This window comes from Polynucleobacter sp. 39-46-10 (assembly GCF_002282275.1).
The window spans coordinates 1-19,112 of the sequence record NZ_NCJB01000024.1 but is presented as its reverse complement, the minus strand read 5'-3'; the positions used below and the strand labels follow the sequence as shown (position 1 = coordinate 19,112).

The following is a 19,112-nucleotide window of genomic DNA, read 5'->3' as shown; positions in this document are numbered from 1 at the left end:
TTAGAGCGGCCGCCTGTAAGTCAGAAGCCGAATGCGCCTTTTGATTCTCGCTATATCAAAAATCCTGATGGCGAGGAGCAGGCCGAAGCGCAGGGCTCTGAATCAGCCGCACCCTTTAAACCAATTCCTGCAACCTTCGCCTTTTAGTGACTGCTAACTGTTAATATTGCTTCTACATTTTAGAAAAGAGTTATTCATGAAATCCCATACCATTCGTTTTCTTGCTAGTGCCTTGCTGGCAATCGGCTTTGCAGGCTCTTCATATGCTCAGGATGCACTCCCAGTCAATGCCGCCGCTTCTGTTAATGGTGTCATCATTTCGAATGATGCTGTTGAGCAAGGCATTCAGGCAGCATTGTCTCAAGGTCAAAAGGATTCTCCAGAGCTTCGCAAAGCAGTTTTAGGAAAAATGATTGAAATTGCTCTCTTATCGCAGCAAGCAGATAAAGATGGGCTTGCAAATTCTGATCGGGCTAATAGTCAGCTAGCTCTGATTCGCCAAAATTATTTAGCAGATCTTGAGTTGTCTACTTATATGTCAAAAAATCCAGTGAGCGATGCGGATGTCCAGGCCGAGTACAACCGTGAAATTACTTCTTTGGGATCGCAGGGCATGATTGTGGAATACAAAGTAAGTGATATTGCCGTTGCCACTGAGGCTGATGCACAAGCCGCTCTAGCCAGAATCAAAAAAGATGAGTCTTTCGATAAAGTGGCTAAGAGTGTTTCGCTCGCGCCAAATAAGGTTCAGGGCGGTGCTGTAGGTTGGGTGCAAGCTGGGCAGACTCTACCGCAGATCGCTAGCGTATTGGTCACTCTATCTAAGGGCCAGGTTTCTCCGGCGCCGATTCAGATGCCCCAGGGCTGGTATTTAATTAAATTGGAAGATAAAAAATCTGGCAAGCCTCCAACATATGAGCAGGCTAAGGCAGCCATTCGTAATGGCTTGATGCAGAAGAAGCAGTTTGAGTTCTTATCCCAATTGCGCCAGGGCGCCAATATCGTCGTACGCTAAGTCAATCTAGGCTAGGTTGAGATCAAAAAAGGGCGCCTGAGGGCGCTCTTTTGCATTCCTGCTCGCCTCTAGTGGTATTTCTCTATCTCAATAGCCTGCATTCAGGAGTAGATTGAAAAATCACTGATTAAATAAGGGGGCGCAAATGAGCAGTAATCCATTTGATTTAGGTGCAATGGCAAATCAAGCTAAGGGTATGAAGGCTGCACAAGCAGCAGGCCAAGCTGCCCTGACTAGTGCCCAAGAGATCGCCCAGCTAAACCAGCGAGCTGCTCAAGAGCTTTCTTCGCGGTTGCAGGCTAAAGTAGCAGAGCTCATGAAAACGCAAGACCCTAAAGCGGCGTTTGATTATGTGCATGCTGAAGTGTTGCAAGATGCCGCAAAAGAGGTTGCCGAGTATCAAGCGCAACTTTTTCAAGCTTTAGCAAGTGGCAACAAGGAGTTAGCAAAAATTGCAGAAGCCATGATTAAAGAATCGCAGCATGATTTAATTCATTTTGTGAATGAAGCTACGCAAAACGCTCCAGCTGGAACTGAGCCTTACACCTCTGTATTTAAAGCTTCCTTCAACAATGCGTTGCAGAATTTTGAGTTGATACGTGCTGCAATGGCAGACTCATTTGTGAGCTTTGAGAAGAACGTTGAAAATATGAGCCGGTTTTCTGGTACCCAAAAATCTACAAACTCAGAATCAAGAAAAAAATCTAAATAGGCATGTCTTGGTTGGGAGCCTTTGGTTTACGGGTTCCTTGCAAGGGTCCTATCCTCTAATGATGGCCTCTACTAGGGGATGTTGGATTTTCTTGTCTGGGCGAATGGCATAAAAATATTCATGAATATCTTTGCATTTGCCCATCATATCCATGTGATAGGTTTCCTTTAAATCCTTTTTGATGATCTCCCCTGCTGGAAATACTCCGAGACCGCTAGCTGCAAACGTTTTTAATAGGGCGCTATCCTCAAACTCGCCTGCAATATTGGGGTTGATTCCGTTTTGAATAAACCACTGATCTATTAGGTGACGAACCTTAGAGTGGGTGGTTGGCAGTAGAACTGGTAGATCGCCAAGACATGCAGGAAAGGCCTTCTTGGATAGCTTCAGTACTTTTTTGGGGCCAAACCAGGCAATGGGTGACTTAATTATTTCTTGACTATAGACGTGAAGATTTTTGTTGGCTGGGGCGGGTCTATCGGCGAGGACAATGTCCAGTCTATGTAAGGCTAGGTCTGCTAAAAGATCCTCAAATTCACCCTCATGCGCAATCAGTTGCACATCATTTTTTTCGAGAATGGGTTCTAGAAGCTGTTTTGTGACTAGCTTTGGTAGACCGTCGGATACACCAACCGTGATTTTTATTTTCTTAGTGCTTGCCGCCTCTCTTACGGCTTCAGGTAGTCGCTCGCCCAATAAGAAGATTTGATCAGCAATCTCTAGAGCGGCAAATCCAGATTCCGTAAGGGCAATTCCCCTGCCAGCCGGCTTGAATAGCAGGTATCCAAGCGATTTTTCCAATTCATGTACTTGAGCACTAATGGTCTGAATAGCGATATTAAGACGCTCAGCTGCCTTGGACATGCTGCCTTCCTTGGCAACTACCCAGAAATAGTAAAGGTGACGGTAGCTGTAGACCATTTTAATTATCAGTTTTTTACGAAATTATTATCAATATATATCTGCTTTTACCTAATAGCAAATAAGCTTAAATTAACTCCATAGAAATCCATGGAATTCATGGGTGATTTTTTAGGAGACAAAAGTGGAACTATTTAGCCCTGAATTTTTCTCGGCATTACTGGCGATTATTGTGATTGACTTGGTGCTAGCGGGTGACAACGCCATTGTTATTGCGATGGCTGCTAGAAACTTGCCGGCACATCTGCAGAAAAAAGCAATCATTTGGGGTGCTGTAGGCGCTATTGTGGTTCGCAGCGCCATGACCCTATTGGTAGTCTATTTACTCAAGATTCCTGGATTGATGTTGGTAGGCGGACTGCTGCTGGTTTGGATCGCTTACCGACTCCTCAATCCCGTGCAAGAGGGTGATGAGCATGGTCATGCTTCCACGACATTTTGGGGTGCAATGAAAACCATTGTGATTGCCGATGCCATTATGGGTTTGGATAACGTACTTGCTGTGGCAGGTGCATCACACGGTAGCTACGTTCTGGTTGTGCTTGGCTTGTTAATTAGCATCCCAGTAGTTATTTGGGGATCTACACAAATACTAAAACTGGTTGAGCGTTTCCCTTCGGTAACTTATTTGGGTGCTGGTGTGCTGGCATGGACGGCTGCAAAGATGATGATCTCTGAGCCTATCTCACAAGAGTGGCTTGCATCTCAAAGCCCGGCTCTGGAATACGTAATTCAAGTGGTAGTTGTATTGGGTGTGTTAACTAGTGGCTTTATTAGAAGTAGACGTGCGCTTGAAGGTGTGATTGCTCCTTCGGTTGTAGTTCCGGAGTCTGCAAGTATGGTGTTACAAGAGCAGTCCCCTAATTTTGGAGAAAACAAAATGAATAAAATTTTAATTCCTGTGGATGGTTCAAAAAATTCAGATATGGCAGTAAAGCATGCTGTAAGGACTTATGGAAAAGATCCAAATGCACATTTTCATCTGTGCAATGTGCAGCCGATCTTATATCGCCATATTAGTAAATTCTTAAGTAAGCAAAATATTGATGAGTGGCATGCTGAGCGTGCAAGTCAGGCTGCAGTATCCGCATCTAGCTATCTAGAGAAGCAAGGCCTGAACTTTTCATTTACTTACGCATGCGGTGACAAAGGTAATGCCATTCGTGATGAAGCTATTCGACTTGAATGCGATCGCATTGTGATTGGTACTTCAAAGAAAAACTCTTTGAGCAGATTGTTTGAGAACTCTACTACCGCCAAGTTACTAGAGATTAGTGATATTCCTGTTGAGGTGGTAACGGGTAGCTCATTACCCGCCCTTGAACGTTGGGGGATTCCGGCCCTGGGCGCTGGTGCAGCAACCGCCTTGATGGCTGTAGTTATCGATTAACTTTAATCTAGTAGTGCTTTTTTGCCCTCTTTTGAGGGCATTTTTTTTGAAATGAATCTACTAATGGGTAATTCACTATCAACTCAATATATTTGTCATAAGTATGATCTAATTAGGTCTGTACATATGGGGAGTAGCCTGCTCGGTCAACCGAGTCTCCTATGCCGACAGTTCGACCTTTGGGTCCGGTATAGGGGTGAATCAATATCAAGGCAAGACCATTTAAATTTTTATAAATGGTTATCTTTTGAATTTGCAGCTCCAAGCCCTGATTTACCCCCTCAAAACCGTGCTGAGATCCCTTATTTGGGGAATTTCTCGTATTTTTGCCTTTGCTGAGCGGGATAATGAAAGATCTTATTTATTCTCTAAAATTGACGAAATGAATCACTTAAAGTCTTTGTCAATACTTGCTGGCTGCATCCTGTTCGTGGGCGGAGTCAGTGCGCAAAGTCAAAAGCCACTCACGATCAATGAGCTTATTAGTATTGCGCTGGAGTCGAGCCCTCAAGTCTTGGCTGCTCGCGATCAATCCAGGGCGGTCAGGGGGCAACTTTCTACAGCCCGGGCTATCCCAAATCCTGATTTTGAAGTCAATACAGGACAGCAGAAGAATGTGACCAGCGGATTAAGTACGGGCAATGTTTCTTCATGGTCGGTAACGCAGCCTCTAGACATGCCTTACACCCGCTATCCAAGGGTAAATGCAGCAGAGGCCAATGTGCGCGCTGCAGAGGCTACTCGTATCGCCTTTGAAATTGAAATGATTTCTAGAGTGCAGCAACGCTTTTATGAGTTGATGCGTCGTGAGGCAGAATTAAAAGCTGCCGAAGAGGATTCGGGTTTAACAAAGCAAATTCGGGATCGCATGCAAATTCGTTATGACGTTGGCGAGACCGCTCGATTTGAATTGATTCGCGCGCAAACCGAATTTCTCAATGCGCAAATCAATACTGAATCTAGCAAGCTTAGGGTGGAGCAGGCTAAAGGTCAGCTTAGGCAGGTCGTTGGGCATAACTTACCTGCTGACTTCGAGGTGATTGCACAACCCGTCAAGATCGAATCCTTGCCTGCTTTGCCCATCTTGCTGAGTGAGTTGCATGCCCAAAGCCCTGAGTTGCAGAGGGCAAAAGCAGAGGTGGAAGCAACTGAATCCAAATTGAGCTTTGAGCAAAACTCCCGCTTACCAAAACTATCTATTAAGGCTCAGCAATATAACGACCCCAACTTTACTGACCGCCTTTATGGTTTGGTTGTGAGTATTCCTATTTGGGACTTCAAGGGTGGTCAGATAGCTGAGGCGGAAGCCAATGCGTCTAAAGCCAAGAACCAACTTAATGCCCAAAGCCAAAGCTTGGAGCAGCAATTAGAGACAGCTTACAAGCTTTATCAGATGACTAGTTATCAGGTGAAGGTACTAGATCAAGAAGTGGTTCAGCTAGCATCAAGTGCGCGACGAATTGCAGAGGTCTCTTATCGCTACGGAGAGCGGGGAATGCTCGAGTATTTGGATGCGCAAAGAACATTTAGAGTGGCTCGTAATGACTTAATCAAGGCTCGCTTTGATTTGGCCTCTGTCGTTACTGAGATTCAACGTTTGAGGGCAACTCCAGAGTGGATTGCAAAAATTGAGAGTGGAAAGTAATGAATCAAGAGTTCACGGAAATGAAGGATAAATTAAAGAGTTTGTACTCTCACTATTTGGCGATTGCAAAAGTCTATGTGCAAGAGTGGGTGGCCATCGTGATTAAAGGACAGCATGATTTTTATATGCTGACCCACGAGTGGTTTACTACTCATTTGCCTCGTGTGGCTGGGCAATACGATAAGAGTCCTCAGTGGATGCAAAAAGGGCTTTTTTACTTCCCTTGGTTCTGTCTTTTTCTGATCATCCTAAATTATTTCAACGTATTTGATCGCAGTCCGAGCATCAAATCTGTACAAGATCCTAACGTAGTGATAGTGAATAATGATTTGCGCAACATGATTACGGATGGACGAATTTATACAGGATCTTTTGTGGAAGAGCTACGTGCATCTGGACGTATTGATTTCAATGAATTATTCCTTTCTCGTATTGGTGCAAACGTGACAGGTCGTGTTTCTGATATCTTGGCAATCCCGGGTCAGATTGTGAAGCAGGGTGACATTCTGGCAAAAATTACCTCTACAGAATTGACGCAATCCCAACTATCTTTTTTAAAGGCGAAGAGTGCAAGTCAGCTAGCTGACCAAGCAGATAACCGTGCCAGAATTTTGTTTAAAGAAGACGTGATTGCTTTAGCAGAATTACAAAAGCGCGAAGCAGAAGCCAGTAGCGCAAAGGCAGAGTATCGGGCGGCTAATGACCAGTTACGTGTTCAAGGAATGGATCAACCTAGTATTGATCGCTTAGCAAAATCGGGTGTGATTGAGTCAACTAATAATGTTATTGCAACGATTCCTGGTGAGATTGTTGAGCGCAAGATCAATAAAGGACAGGTGGTTCAGCCTGCTGATGCCCTGTTTACTGTTGCTGACCTGGGCTCACTATGGGCCGTCTCAGAAATCCCAGAGAGCAATTCTTATTTGATTCATAAGGGTCAAAAAATTACCTTAATCATTCCTTCTCTCAGAAACGCCGAGATTGAGGGCATCGTTGCTCACGTAGATTCCATCGTGAATCCACAAACTCGTACGGTAGTTGTCAGAATGGAGGTGCCCAACAAAGATGGTCTTATTAAGCCTGGAATGTTAGCCACCATGATGATTGAAAGTCAGCCTACCGAAAGATTATTGGTGCCATCCAGCGCAGTTATTCGCGAAGACAATAGTGATCATGTCTTTATTCGTGAAGATGATGAAACTTATCGCATGGTCACCGTGAAATTGGGACCAGAGGGAAAGGGTTATCGTCCCGTGATCTCTGGCTTGAAAGATGGTCAGGAAATCGCTATCAATGGCGCCTTTCATCTGAATACTGAACGCAAGCGACAGTTGAGCGGCGGCTAATCACCATGATTGAAAAAATTGTTCGTCTCTCGCTGCAGCAGCGTTTATTGGTTGTCATCATTGCGTTGGTGCTATTCGTTGCAGGATTGCTGGCAACCAAGCGTCTTTCAGTGGATGCATTTCCGGATGTGACTAACGTCCAAATCCAAATTGCAGCAGAGGCACCAGGTAGGTCCCCGGAAGAGGTTGAGCGATTCGTAACGGTCCCAATTGAGTTGGGAATGACGGGCTTGCCCGGTTTAATTGAAATGCGCTCACTCAATCGCAATGGCCTATCAGTCATTACTTTGGTGTTCACAGAAAAGACTGACCTCTATTTTGCGAGGCAGCTGGTTACCGAGCGTTTGATTGAGGTAGCTTCTGCTATGCCGGTGGGTATCACTCCCGTCATGGCGCCTCCATCAACTGGTTTAGGTGAAATCTATCAATACACAATCGATCACCCTTCGGATGGGGATAGACAGTTGACGGTCGAGGAACTTGAGGAGCGTCGAACGATTCAAGATTGGATTGTGCGTCCGATGTTGCGCTCTATTGCAGGCGTTGCTGAGATCAACACGCAGGGCGGTTACGCGCGCCAGTACCAGGTCTTAGTCAATCCAGAAAGATTGCGCCACTATCAAGTGGATCTTCGTGATATTTATGAAGCCCTAGCTAGAAACAATGCGAACTCCGGGGGCGGACAGCTACCGAGTTATGCGGAGCGCTATCTCATTCGTGGCGTGGGTTTGGTTACCAAACCTGAAGATATCGGAAAAATTATTCTCAAGGAAGTAAAGGGTATCCCGGTCTACGTCAAGAATGTGGCTGAAGTCACCATCGGTAGTGAAATTCGACAGGGTGCCGCCATCAAGAATGGCTATACCGAAAGTGTAGCCGGCATTATTCAAATGATTCGTGGCGGTAATGCGCGTGAAGTGGTCAATCGCATCAAGCTCAAAGTAGCTGAGATTAACGAGGGTAAGTTATTGCCGGATGGTCTCCAAATCGTTCCCTTCTATGACCGTACGGATCTAGTAAATGCTGCGATGTTTAACGTGGCTAAAGTATTAATTGAAGGCGTCATTCTTGTAGTGATCCTTTTGTTTCTATTCTTGGGTGACGTCCGCTCCTCTCTCATTGTGGTTGCGACCTTAATTCTGACGCCGCTGTTAACCTTCTTGGTGATGAACCGTTATGGTATCTCTGCCAATCTCATGTCACTTGGTGGCCTTGCTATTGCGATTGGAATCATGGTGGACGGCTCGGTTGTGGTGGTGGAGAACACCTTTGCCAAGATGGGTGAGAGACTGAAAACCGGTGAGTCAAAGATTCGTATTATTTTGGAGGCTGCTACTGAGGTTGGCACTCCAGTACTGTTTGGCGTTGGCATCATTATTTTGGTTTTCATGCCACTTCTGTCTTTAGAGGGCATGGAAGGAAAAATGTTTGCCCCCATGGCGATTACGATTGCCATTGCACTGACTATTTCACTCATCCTTTCATTTACCCTGTCACCAGTTCTCTGTTCTTACATTTTGAAGGGTGGTAGTGAGGACGATACAAAAATTGTGGCTCGTTTACGTGCTCCATATGACCGCTGGCTTCATTGGTGCCTTGCCAATCCAAAGTTGGTTGTCAAAAGATCTTTGATAGGATTGGTTGCCAGCATTATTGGATTTGCTTTGCTTGGAAAAGCCTTTATTCCAGTGATGCAAGAGGGCTCCATTACTCCAGTGATCGTGCGCGCTCCAAATATCTCTCTAGATGAATCAATCAAGCTGGAGTTTGAGGCGATCAAACGCATTATGACTATCCCGGATGTGAAGATGGCGGTGTCTCGCTTGGGTAAGGGTGAGTCACCTGCGGATCCTGGTCAACCAAATGAATCTGATCCGATCGTCACTCTGAAGCCTATTGGCGATCGCAAATTTAGCCAGGAAGAAATTGCCCAGCAGATTCGTGACAAATTAAAAACTTTGCCGGGTATTGAGCTCTCTATTTCACAGCCAATTGCAGCACGCGTAGATGAAATGGTTTCCGGCGTCCGCTCCCAGGTGGCCATCAAGATTTTTGGTGATGATCTGGTTATTCTGCAAAAGTTAGGCGGTCAGATTAGTCAGATTTTGACCAAAATGAAGGGTAGCAACGACTTACGTATTGAGCAGGCCTCTGGACAAAATTATCTGAACATTACTATTAATCGCGATGCTATCGCTCGCTATGGCATTAATGTTTCTGATGTGAATGATGTGATTGAAACCGCTATTGGCGGTAAACAAGCTAGCACTGTTTATGAGGGAGAGAGAAGATTCCCATTGCTGTTGCGTTATCCAGCTCCTTACCGAGATAACGTAGATGCAATCAGTAATATTATTTTGCATTCTCCAGACGGCGCTCAGGTGTTGTTGCGTGATCTAGCCGATATTTCTCTTATCGATGGGCCGGCACAGATCTCTCGAGAGTCTGGCAAGCGACGTTTAGTGGTGGGTGTGAACGTTGATGGGCGAGATCTCGGTGGCTTTGTCAAAGAAGCGCAAGAGTTGATTGCGAAACAGGTGGAGCTTCCGCAGGGCTATACATTGCAGTGGGGCGGTCAGTTTGAAAATATGCAACGTGCGATGGCGCGTTTGATGATCATCATCCCATTAACAATTCTGGCGATTTATTTCTTGCTCTTCATGCTCTTCAAGTCATTGCGCTTGGCTGGATTGATTATTTTGGTTTTACCTTTTGCTTCGATTGGTGGTGTATTTGGCCTATTTATAACTGGAGAGTATTTGTCGGTACCAGCTGCGGTTGGCTTTATTAATCTCTGGGGTATTGCGGTACTCAATGGCGTAGTATTGATTTCATTCATTAAGCAATTGCGTGAAGATGGCTATTCCATGGAAGATGCGCTCTTACATGGTTGTGGACATCGATTTAGGCCGGTCATGATGACTGCTTCAGTTGCTATGCTGGCTTTGGTGCCGATGCTCTTCTCTGGCGGTCCGGGCTCCGAGGTGACGCGTCCGCTAGCCGCAGTGGTAATTTCAGGGCTAATTACCTCAACCGCATTAACATTGCTAGTACTCCCCGTCTTGTATAGATGGTTTGAAGATAAAGAGGTGGAAGCATGATTGAAGTGAAGGCGGTCATTCGCCCAAATAAATTAGCCGCTCTGAGAACAGCCTTGCTGGAAACCCCAGGATTTCCAGGTATGACAGTGACCAAGGTTGAGGGCTGTAGCGCGCCTAATCGAACCGCTAAATTCAATATCAAAGACGAGCTCACAGATTACTCGGCAAAAGTGAAGATTGAAATTGTTTGTAATGATGAGGTTGCAGAGATCTTTATGGACCGTATCGTGACTATTTGCCAAACAGGTCAAGTGGGGGACGGTGTAGTTTGGTGCACCGAGGTTCCTAAGGCTTTCTTTATCTCTAAGACATCGACCTAGATAGACCTCTAAATTCTTCGGTATGATGATTTGAGTGATGTACTAAAACATTACCAATTATCTTGGAGATTGTTGTGAAGAATATTATCGACCGCATTGACCACATTGTTTTGACCGTGACGGATATTGAGCTCACTACACAGTGGTATGAAAAAGCTTTGGGTTTCGAGCGAGAGTTTTTTACTGGACCAGAAGGTCAGCCGCGTTATTCATTGCGCTTTGGGCAATTAAAAATCAACCTTCAAGATAAAGACACAGAAACGCCTACAAAAGCTAAAGTCCCCACGATTGGTTCGGGAGACTTTTGTCTGATTTCAGCAATTCCATTGGATGACTTTATAGCGCATCTTCAGAAGCAGGGCGTTGCCATTGATGTCGGCCCTGTACCTAGGCGAGGCGCTCTTGGTCCAATTCGCTCGGTCTACTTACGTGACCCAGACAATAACCTCGTAGAGGTTGCTGAATACGTCTAGAGTTGAACTGGATCTGGTGCGCTTAACTGGCGTGCAAGATCCAGAAAGTCTTTCGCATGGTAATTAGTAAATTGCTCTACATACAGATCATTTCGTAAATGATTTTTACCAAACTCCGATGGACGCTCAATAAAGGCAGTTTGCAATCCGCAGGCGTGGGCAGCTTCGAGATCATCCTTGTGTGCTGCAACTAGCATGACTTGTTCAGCAGAAAGATTAAAGGTCTCTGCTACCCCCAAGTAAGTTTCGGGGTCTGGTTTGTAGTGGCGGAAAACCTCTGCCGAAAGAATGAGATCCCAAGGCAAACCTGCATTTTTAGCCATATTAGCCAGTAAACCCATATTGCCATTAGAGAGGGTCACAATTGTGAATTGACTCTTGAGCTGATGTAGACCTTCAACAGCTTCTGCCCAAGGATTGAGTCGATGCCATACGAGGTTGAGGTCCTGTATTTGCGCCTCAGATAAGGAATTGATTTGGAAGGTTTTCAGAACGTCATCTAGGATCATGCGATGGAGATCATCAATCTTGGTCCATGGCAGATCTCCGGAGCGTACCCGAGCCATGGCCGGCCTGTAGCCTTGTCTCCAGGCTGTAGCGAAAGCGTCAGGATCTGCTTGGAGCCCTAGGCGAGCGACCTCAGCGGCTATGGAGCCATGCCAGTCAACTACTGTGCCAAATACATCGAATGCGAGAACCTTTGGTTTTGTATTCATGGGTAGATTATTCATTAGCTTGAAACTTTTTGCTGGACATTATTCGGCTTGATTATTTCGCCTGGGGCTCACGTTTGATATGAGGTCATACAAGTCATACATTGCAAAGAATTGCTAGAATGGCAGAGACCCAAAAGGGGCATTAGAACGAATAAGGGACATAATCATGGGCGGTATTTCTCAGTGGGAAAAACTGAATGTTGAGCTAACAGCAGCTCTTGGAAGCTCTGTTCATTTTGATACAGCCCATCAGGCCGTTTACGCCTCAGAAGCCTCCAATTACCGCCAAATTCCGATCGGGGTTGTTACCCCTAGAAATACCGAAGAATTTGTAAAAGGCATTGAGATCTGTCATCGCAATAAGGCCCCGGTCTTGATGCGTGGCGCTGGCACCTCCATGAATGGTCAAACAGTGAATAACGCTGTGGTGTTCGATATTTCGAAGTATTGCAACCATATTCTGGCTTTGGATCCAACTGCTGGCAACGCAACTGTTGAGCCAGGGGTAATTTGTGATTCCTTGCGTGATGCTGCTGAGCTGCATGGTTTAACTTTTGCGCCAGACCCTTCTACACACAGCCGTTGCACTTTGGGTGGCATGGTTGCCAATAACTCTTGTGGCGCCCACTCAGTTATGGCGGGTAAGACACTCGAAAATACCGAGGCTTTAGAAATTCTGACCTATGATGGCGAGCGCTTTTGGGTTGGGCCAACCTCCGATCAAGAGTTGCAAGACATCATTGCTGCTGGTGGACGTCAAGGTCAGATCTATCAAGACTTGCTGAACTTGCGTGATCGCTATGCTGATTTGATTCGAGCACGCTTTCCGAACATTAAGCGTCGTGTTTCTGGTTACAACTTAGATCAGCTGTTACCGGAGAACGGTTTTAACGTCGCCCGTGCTTTAGTGGGTACTGAAGGTACCTGTGCTCTCACTTTGGCTGCGAAAGTCCGATTAGTGAAAAGTCCTGCCAAGCGCGTAGTGTTGGTATTGGGCTTTGATGATATTTATTTGGCAGGCGATGCTGTACCTGAATATCAGTCCTTTAATCCCATTGCAATTGAGGGCTTAGATTACAAAATCATTCGCGGCTTGCAGCAACGTAATTTAGCAAAAGCGGAAATTGATTTACTTCCTCCCGGCAATGCCTGGGTAGTTGTTGAGTTTGGTGACGATACTGTAGAGGGTGCAATAGCTCAGGCCGAAAAAGCCCAGGAGTATTTCAAGACAAGAACAAAAGGTCCTCAGCCATCGACTTGGCTTGAGCCTGATCCCTTAGTGCAAAAAAGGATTTGGTCTATTCGGGAGAATGGAGCATCTGCGACCCACCTATCAATTGATCCAAATTCCCCTGATCCCGTAGTGGGCTGGGAAGATGCCGCAGTCGATCCAGCACGTTTGGGCGAGTACCTACGGGCTTTCCAGAAGCTAGTAGATTCGTATGATTACCAAACTTCACTCTACGGACACTTTGGTGATGGATGTATTCATGCGCGCATCACCTTTAACTTGCGTTCTGCAGAAGGTGTTGCCAAATTCAGATCTTTTATTCGTGATGCTGCAACCTTGGTTGTAGAGTTTGGCGGCTCACTCACAGGTGAGCATGGCGATGGTCAGGCCAGGGCAGAATTCCTCCCGATTATGTTCGGTGAAGAGTTGATGGGTGCAATGCATGAGTTCAAGCGCATCTGGGATCCACAAAACAAACTCAATCCAGGAAAAGTAGTTCACCCTTATCGCGTAGATGAAAACCTGCGCATGGGCCCAGAGTACAAAGTCGTCAATATGAAGACGCGCCTCAATTTCTTGAGCCAAGAGGGCAATGGATTTCAGAGAGCAGTGGAGCGTTGTGTTGGTATGGGTAAGTGCCGTAGTGAAAAAGTCGGCACCATGTGTCCAAGCTATCGCGCTACTAAAGAAGAGCGCTTCTCTACCCGTGGACGCTCACGTCTCTTCTGGGAGATGCTCCAGGGCGAAGTGATTAAGGATGGCTGGGAAAGTAAGGAGCTTAAGGAAGCTCTTGATACTTGCCTATCCTGTAAAGGCTGCAAGAGCGATTGTCCTGCTCACGTGGATATGGCATCCTATAAGGCGGAGTTCTTATCCCACTATCACGAGACCAATAGCCGGCCTCGTCAGGCGCTGACAATGGGTCGCATCGGTGATTGGGCTCCCCTAGCCAGCAAGTTCTCTTGGCTCGTTAACGGGGTCATGCAAACACCAGTAATTTCTAGTCTTGCTAAATGGGTTGGTGGCGTAGCGCAAGAGCGCAGCCTACCTAAGTTTGCAAGCCAATCCTTTAGAAAGCAATTTCAGCAATCCAAGGTTGCCAGTGTTGGCCATAAGAAGGTGATCCTCTGGGTAGATACTTTCTGTGAGCATTTTCATCCTGAAGTTGCCAATGCGGCGGTTGAGGTGCTAGCGCATGCTGGCTTTGAGGCAACATTACCAAAGACGCCGCTATGCTGCGGTCGTCCTTTGTACGACTTTGGTTACCTGGATCTTGCCAAGCAAAAGCTCGAGAAGATTTTGGATGCAATCGGCAGTGAAATTCAAGCAAACCCAGATGCACCGATAGCGGTTGTGGGTCTTGAGCCAGGCTGTATGTCGGTATTTAAAGATGAGTTATTAAAGTTTTTCCCGAACGATCCAAGGGCGAAACGCTTGGCATCTAGTACGTATTTGCTGGGAGATTTTTTGCACGAGCAGGGCTACACACCGCCACCCTTAGATCGCAATATCCTGGTGCATTCACATTGTCACCAAAAATCTTTGTTTGGCACTAAAGGTGATGTAGCCTTATTAGCTGCCTTGGGTGCTAAGGCGGATTACATTGATAGTGGTTGCTGTGGCATGGCGGGTTCATTTGGATTTAATCCAGAACACGTCGAGATATCCAAAGCGGTGGGCGAGTTGGTATTGCTACCCGCCGTCCGGTCTGCTGATCAAGAAACCATCATTCTCACCAATGGCTTTAGCTGCAGAGAGCAGATTGAGCAAGAGACTGGACGCAAGGTAAAGCATTTGGCGGAGTTGCTGCAGATGGCGCACCAAGCCCAAGTGGAGAGGGTGTAATACATAATCCCCTTCTGGCTGGAAAAGAAAAAGCCCCGAGAGATCGGGGTTTTTTTGTATCCAAAGACTACTTTTGGATCTTATGATCGAATCAAGTAATCAAAAGCAGAGAGTGATGCTTTAGCGCCTTCACCCATTGCAATGATGATTTGCTTGTAAGGCACGGTAGTGCAGTCACCGGCAGCAAATACACCTGGCATGGATGTCTCACCCTTCTGATCAATGATCACTTCGCCGCGAGGGGATAAATCAATCACGCCCTTGAGCCAGTCAGTATTGGGTAGCAAGCCAATTTGAACAAAGATGCCCTCAAGTGCAATGTCATGCATCTGATTATTAGCTCTATCTTCATATCGCAAGGTGGTTACCTTGCCATCTGCTCCCAAAACTTCCTTACTCAACGCATTGGTAATGATGGTGACGTTAGGCATACTGTTTAATTTCTTTTGTAGGACAGCATCGGCACGGAGTTTGGTATCGAATTCAACCAAAGTAACGTGGTTCACAATTCCTGCCAAATCAATTGCAGCCTCAACTCCAGAGTTTCCTCCGCCAATCACCGCTACGCGCTTGCCTTTGTACAGAGGGCCATCGCAGTGCGGGCAGTAAGCCACACCTTTACCACGGTACTCTTGCTCGCCTGGTACATTCATTTCGCGCCAGCGTGCACCAGTGCTCAAAATAACGGTTTTACTTTTCAAAACAGCGCCATTTTCTAGAGTGATTGCAATTTCATCACCAGTCTTACTGAGGCTTTTGGCAGTCTGTAGATTCATTAAATCAACTTCGTATTCTTTGACGTGTTGCTCAAGAGCCATTACTAATTTTGGACCTTCAGTTTCCTTAACAGAGATGAAGTTTTCAATACCAACGGTATCGGCAACCTGACCGCCAAATTTCTGAGCTACCACACCAGTTCTGATACCTTTACGAGCAGAGTAGATCGCTGCCGAAGCGCCTGCTGGACCACCGCCAATAATTAAAGAATCATAGGCATCTTTAGCGTTCAATTTTTCTGCATCGCGTGCTGAAGAATTGGTATCGAGCTTGGCAGCAATTTCTTCAACGCTCATACGGCCTTGGCCAAACACTTCACCATTCAGAATGACTGTCGGCACAGCCATGATCTGGTATTGATCTACCAAGCCCTGAAAGAGGGCGCCATCGATCATTTCATGTTCAATGTTTGGGTTCAACGCAGCCATGAGGTTCAAGGCCTGCACAACGTCAGGGCAGTTATGGCATGACAATGAAATGAAAGTCTGAAAGCGCTTCTTACCTTCCAGGCCCTTAATGCTTTCGATTACATCTTGCTCCACTTTAGGTGGATAACCGCTAGTTTGCAAAATAGCCAAGATGAAGGAGGTCATCTCATGGCCCATTGGTAGGCCTGAGAAAGCGATGCGAGCAACGTCATCCACTTTGCTTACGGTGAAGCTAGGAATATTTTTGCTGCTACCGGCAGTCTTTACTGTGATCTTGGAGGATTGCTCGGCAACCTCGTTTAACAGCTCCAGCATCTGAGCTGACTGAGCGCTGTCGTCTAAAGTAGCCTCTAAAACGATAGGGCTCTCAATTTTTTCAAAATAGGTCTTGAGTTGGGCCTTGATGTTGGTATCTAGCATGATGTGTTCCTGAGTATTTAATCTTGATGAGTCTATTGGGCAGGGCTCCTACCACTCATCCTGCCCAATAGACTCTCCGAAGAGAGTCTATTGACTACTAATTGAAGCTAACTTTGATGCTTAGATCTTGCCTACAAGGTCTAAAGATGGAGTCAATGTTGCTGCGCCTTCTTTCCACTTAGCTGGGCAAACTTCACCTGGGTGAGCGGCTGTGTATTGAGCAGCCTTGAGCTTGCGTAATGTCTCAGAGATATCGCGAGCGATTTCGTTTGAGTGGATTTCAGCTGTTTTGATAACGCCTTCTGGATTGATGATGAATGTGCCGCGCAGTGCAAGGCCTTCTTCATCAATATGTACATCAAAACCACGTGTCAATGTGTGTGTTGGATCGCCAACCAATGGGAACTTTGCTTTACCTACTGCAGGTGAAGTCTCGTGCCACACTTTATGTGAGAAATGAGTATCAGTAGTGATGATGTAAACCTCTGCACCCATCTTTTGGAACTCAGCATAGTTATCAGCTGCATCTTCAATTTCTGTTGGGCAGTTGAATGTGAAAGCTGCTGGCATGAAAATCAATACAGACCATTTGCCTTTGAGGGACTCATCGGAAACAGTAACAAACTTACCATTGTGGAAAGCTTGGGTTTTAAATGGGATTACTGGTGTGTTGATTAAAGACATAGGGTTCTCCTGTAAAAAATAAAATAGTTGATTCACAACAGAGACCATTCTAGAGACTAATTATTTATTTGCATAATGAATAATTTAGATATTAATGATCTATTTATTAGATCAATAGTTGATGCCTAGATAAGTAAAAAATAGGCCGTTTTTCTAGTAAAAATCGTTCCAAACCTCACTTCCGTGAAGAGCGATATGCGCCTAAGAGGGTATTCAGAATTCTTTTTATAGTTAACAGGGACTAGCAGTTAAAAGTTCTGCTATCTAAACCTTTACAGGGTGTTCAGCATGGGCAAAGCTCAAAATAAAGGTCACATCATAGAAGTTAAAGGCAAAGTTAAGGAGTTTGCTAGATCAAGCTGCATGGGTTCAATGTTGATAATGCTCTGAACAGTGTTTGGCATGACCTGAAAATGTAAGTATTGCCTTTATGGTCCAAACCACCACCTGAGGGCGGTTGCTATTTGGTGGGTACAGTTATTTTTGGCATCGCGTTTCAGGGCTGGTTATTTAAAACATTTAGCGCTGGAATGGAAATATATGTTCGATAGCGTACAGACTGATTGCCCCACCTTTCTTAGTCTGATAGATATCAAGTCAAATTAATCATAAGGAGTGGTGTATATGAGTTCATCTGATGATCTTCATTCTGAGCGTGCCATTAAGTTGTTGGATATAGTCCACGACTTGCATGGGGCCGATAAGCGCTATCCATACGAAAACATTCCATTTTCATCAAATGAAGATGGGGCTATTACCTTGAGTCCTAGCCTTATGGCGGAGCTGAAGAAAGATGAAAATCAAGATTTAATGTCTTGGGCGCACGACAATATTGCTAAGTTATTTAAATAGCAAATTAAGGGAGTAGCATGAAGTGATGAATAAACCTAATGTGTACATTCGGTTTCTAAAGTTGGTTGAAGTACTGAACTCGAAAAGTAAAATCCGGAGTTTGGATTCAATCGAAAAACATTTGCTCAATAGGATCATGCTGGATGACCATGCTGGCCAATCTATTTTGGTTGGTGACCTACTAAAGTTGCACCTAATAGGTTCCCAAGCAACCCTTCATGGGCGCCTGAAAAACCTACTCTCAATTGGCTATATCCAGCTTGTCTCCCAAGATGATGGGCGTAAAAAAAGAGTGATACCAACAAAACAGGCTCATCAAATCTTTGGCGCTCTATCTGGGTGCATGTCGAAAGCGGTACAAGGACAATAATTCGTTCTAGTTCGGCCAATTGCCACGCCTGTTGTGAGACTGATGGGGCAATATCATTCCAAGTTAGCGTGAGTCAATTTCCTTTGGTATTCTCTCCGGAATACTGCGAGATTAAATGATTCCAATTTTGTACTCTTACCGAAGATGTCCTTATGCAATGCGGGCTCGTATGGGATTGAAATACGCTGGCATTGAGGTTGAGCAAAGGGAAATTGATTTCAGAAACAAGCCGAAATCCATGTTGCTTGTATCACCCAAGGGAACGGTTCCAGTCTTATGCGCTGATGGACTGGTCTTGGATCAAAGTGTGGATATTATGCGTTGGGCTCTAGAGAAGTCCGACCCAGATGGCTGGATAGACGTCGATGAGGATGCGTCCCAAGAATGGATTAAAAAAAATGATGGCCCATTCAAGGTTCTATTGGATCAATATAAGTACCCAAATCGATTTCCGGATCTGCATCAAAATGATGTGTTGAATGATGCTATTGATCTCATGCTCCACCCGATGGAGACGCTCCTCCAAGCTAACCCGTTCTTACTGGGTAACAAAATATCCTGGGTAGATGTCGCCATCTTTCCGTTTATCAGGCAGTTTGCTGCAGTCAATCCTCAACAATTTGAAGAGTTGCCATTTAACTCCCTCAAGAAATGGCTCAATCAACATCTTGAGTCGGATTTATTTCATTCGGTGATGGATAAGCATCCAACTTGGACTGATTGATATCTTGCAAAGCTGGTGTGAGGAAATGTAAAAAGCCACCCGAGTGAACTGACCCCCAAAAGTTGGACCTTATGTCCAACCAAGGGGGTTTTGTTTTATGAGCAAGTACAGTAAGCAGTTCAAGCTAAAGGTAGTTCAAGAG

Annotated in this window: 16 protein-coding genes and 1 pseudogene; 13 read left to right on the top strand and 4 right to left on the bottom strand. The window is 45.4% G+C overall.

The features are described from left to right. The first annotated feature begins 196 nt into the window (after window positions 1-196). Complete coding sequence (locus tag B7X71_RS04070) at window positions 197-1,015, top strand: peptidyl-prolyl cis-trans isomerase (protein ID WP_293597131.1); 819 nt, start codon at window positions 197-199, stop codon at window positions 1,013-1,015. A 145-nt stretch (window positions 1,016-1,160) separates the two neighbouring features. Further along, window positions 1,161-1,727: a phasin family protein gene (locus B7X71_RS04065; protein ID WP_293597130.1), complete on the top strand. Its 567-nt coding sequence runs from the start codon at window positions 1,161-1,163 to the stop codon at window positions 1,725-1,727. A gap of 48 nt (window positions 1,728-1,775) precedes the next feature. Here B7X71_RS04065 and B7X71_RS04060 read toward each other — a convergent pair whose 3' ends face one another. Beyond that, complete coding sequence (locus tag B7X71_RS04060) at window positions 1,776-2,648, bottom strand: LysR family transcriptional regulator (RefSeq protein ID WP_363926668.1); 873 nt, start codon at window positions 2,646-2,648, stop codon at window positions 1,776-1,778. 124 nt (window positions 2,649-2,772) lie between these two features. Here B7X71_RS04060 and B7X71_RS04055 point away from each other — a divergent pair. From B7X71_RS04055 to B7X71_RS04025, 7 genes and pseudogenes are all read left to right on the top strand, one after another. Further along, a pseudogene (locus B7X71_RS04055) lies at window positions 2,773-3,435 on the top strand (TerC family protein); the annotation flags it as partial. Window positions 3,436-3,486: 51 nt separating this feature from the next. Next, window positions 3,487-4,038, top strand: a complete 552-nt coding sequence (locus tag B7X71_RS04050; protein ID WP_363926669.1) for a universal stress protein — start codon at window positions 3,487-3,489, stop codon at window positions 4,036-4,038. Between the two features lie 382 nt (window positions 4,039-4,420). Further along, window positions 4,421-5,683 (top strand): TolC family protein, encoded by a 1,263-nt coding sequence (locus B7X71_RS04045; protein WP_293600224.1) that lies wholly within the window; start codon window positions 4,421-4,423, stop codon window positions 5,681-5,683. Continuing rightward, a complete protein-coding gene (locus B7X71_RS04040; protein WP_293597814.1) occupies window positions 5,683-7,029 on the top strand; it encodes an efflux RND transporter periplasmic adaptor subunit in 1,347 nt (448 codons plus the stop codon). Before B7X71_RS04045 ends, B7X71_RS04040 begins: the two co-directional genes overlap by 1 nt. Window positions 7,030-7,034: 5 nt before the next feature. Then, window positions 7,035-10,130, top strand: a complete 3,096-nt coding sequence (locus B7X71_RS04035) for a CusA/CzcA family heavy metal efflux RND transporter (protein ID WP_293597813.1) — start codon at window positions 7,035-7,037, stop codon at window positions 10,128-10,130. Next, window positions 10,127-10,450 (top strand): P-II family nitrogen regulator, encoded by a 324-nt coding sequence (locus tag B7X71_RS04030; RefSeq protein WP_293597812.1) that lies wholly within the window; start codon window positions 10,127-10,129, stop codon window positions 10,448-10,450. Before B7X71_RS04035 ends, B7X71_RS04030 begins: the two co-directional genes overlap by 4 nt. Before the next feature lie 74 nt (window positions 10,451-10,524). Next, on the top strand, window positions 10,525-10,923 hold the full coding sequence (locus B7X71_RS04025) for a VOC family protein (protein ID WP_293597811.1): 399 nt from the start codon (window positions 10,525-10,527) through the stop codon (window positions 10,921-10,923). Here B7X71_RS04025 and B7X71_RS04020 read toward each other — a convergent pair. After that, window positions 10,920-11,639 carry a haloacid dehalogenase type II gene (locus tag B7X71_RS04020; protein WP_293597810.1) on the bottom strand — a complete coding sequence of 240 codons (720 nt, stop codon included), beginning with the start codon at window positions 11,637-11,639 and terminating at the stop codon, window positions 10,920-10,922. The genes B7X71_RS04025 and B7X71_RS04020 overlap by 4 nt on opposite strands. Window positions 11,640-11,805: 166 nt before the next feature. Here B7X71_RS04020 and B7X71_RS04015 point away from each other — a divergent pair, with 166 nt between their 5' ends. Next, on the top strand, window positions 11,806-14,715 hold the full coding sequence (locus B7X71_RS04015) for an FAD-binding and (Fe-S)-binding domain-containing protein (protein ID WP_293597809.1): 2,910 nt from the start codon (window positions 11,806-11,808) through the stop codon (window positions 14,713-14,715). An 80-nt stretch (window positions 14,716-14,795) separates the two neighbouring features. Here B7X71_RS04015 and ahpF read toward each other — a convergent pair whose 3' ends face one another. Beyond that, window positions 14,796-16,340, bottom strand: coding sequence for an alkyl hydroperoxide reductase subunit F (gene ahpF / locus B7X71_RS04010; RefSeq protein WP_293597808.1), 1,545 nt, complete (start codon window positions 16,338-16,340; stop codon window positions 14,796-14,798). A 120-nt stretch (window positions 16,341-16,460) separates the two neighbouring features. Beyond that, window positions 16,461-17,024, bottom strand: a complete 564-nt coding sequence (gene ahpC, locus B7X71_RS04005) for an alkyl hydroperoxide reductase subunit C (protein WP_215377148.1) — start codon at window positions 17,022-17,024, stop codon at window positions 16,461-16,463. Window positions 17,025-17,648: 624 nt separating this feature from the next. Here ahpC and B7X71_RS04000 point away from each other — a divergent pair. The 3 genes from B7X71_RS04000 to B7X71_RS03990 all read left to right on the top strand — a co-directional run bounded on the left by B7X71_RS04000 (window position 17,649) and on the right by B7X71_RS03990 (window position 18,970). Further along, on the top strand, window positions 17,649-17,876 hold the full coding sequence (locus B7X71_RS04000; RefSeq protein ID WP_293599582.1) for a hypothetical protein: 228 nt from the start codon (window positions 17,649-17,651) through the stop codon (window positions 17,874-17,876). A gap of 25 nt (window positions 17,877-17,901) precedes the next feature. Beyond that, on the top strand, window positions 17,902-18,246 hold the full coding sequence (locus B7X71_RS03995) for a hypothetical protein (protein WP_293599581.1): 345 nt from the start codon (window positions 17,902-17,904) through the stop codon (window positions 18,244-18,246). A 115-nt stretch (window positions 18,247-18,361) separates the two neighbouring features. Next, entirely contained in the window at window positions 18,362-18,970 is a 609-nt protein-coding gene (locus B7X71_RS03990; protein ID WP_293599580.1) for a glutathione S-transferase, read from the top strand. The last annotated feature ends 142 nt before the right edge of the window (window positions 18,971-19,112 follow it).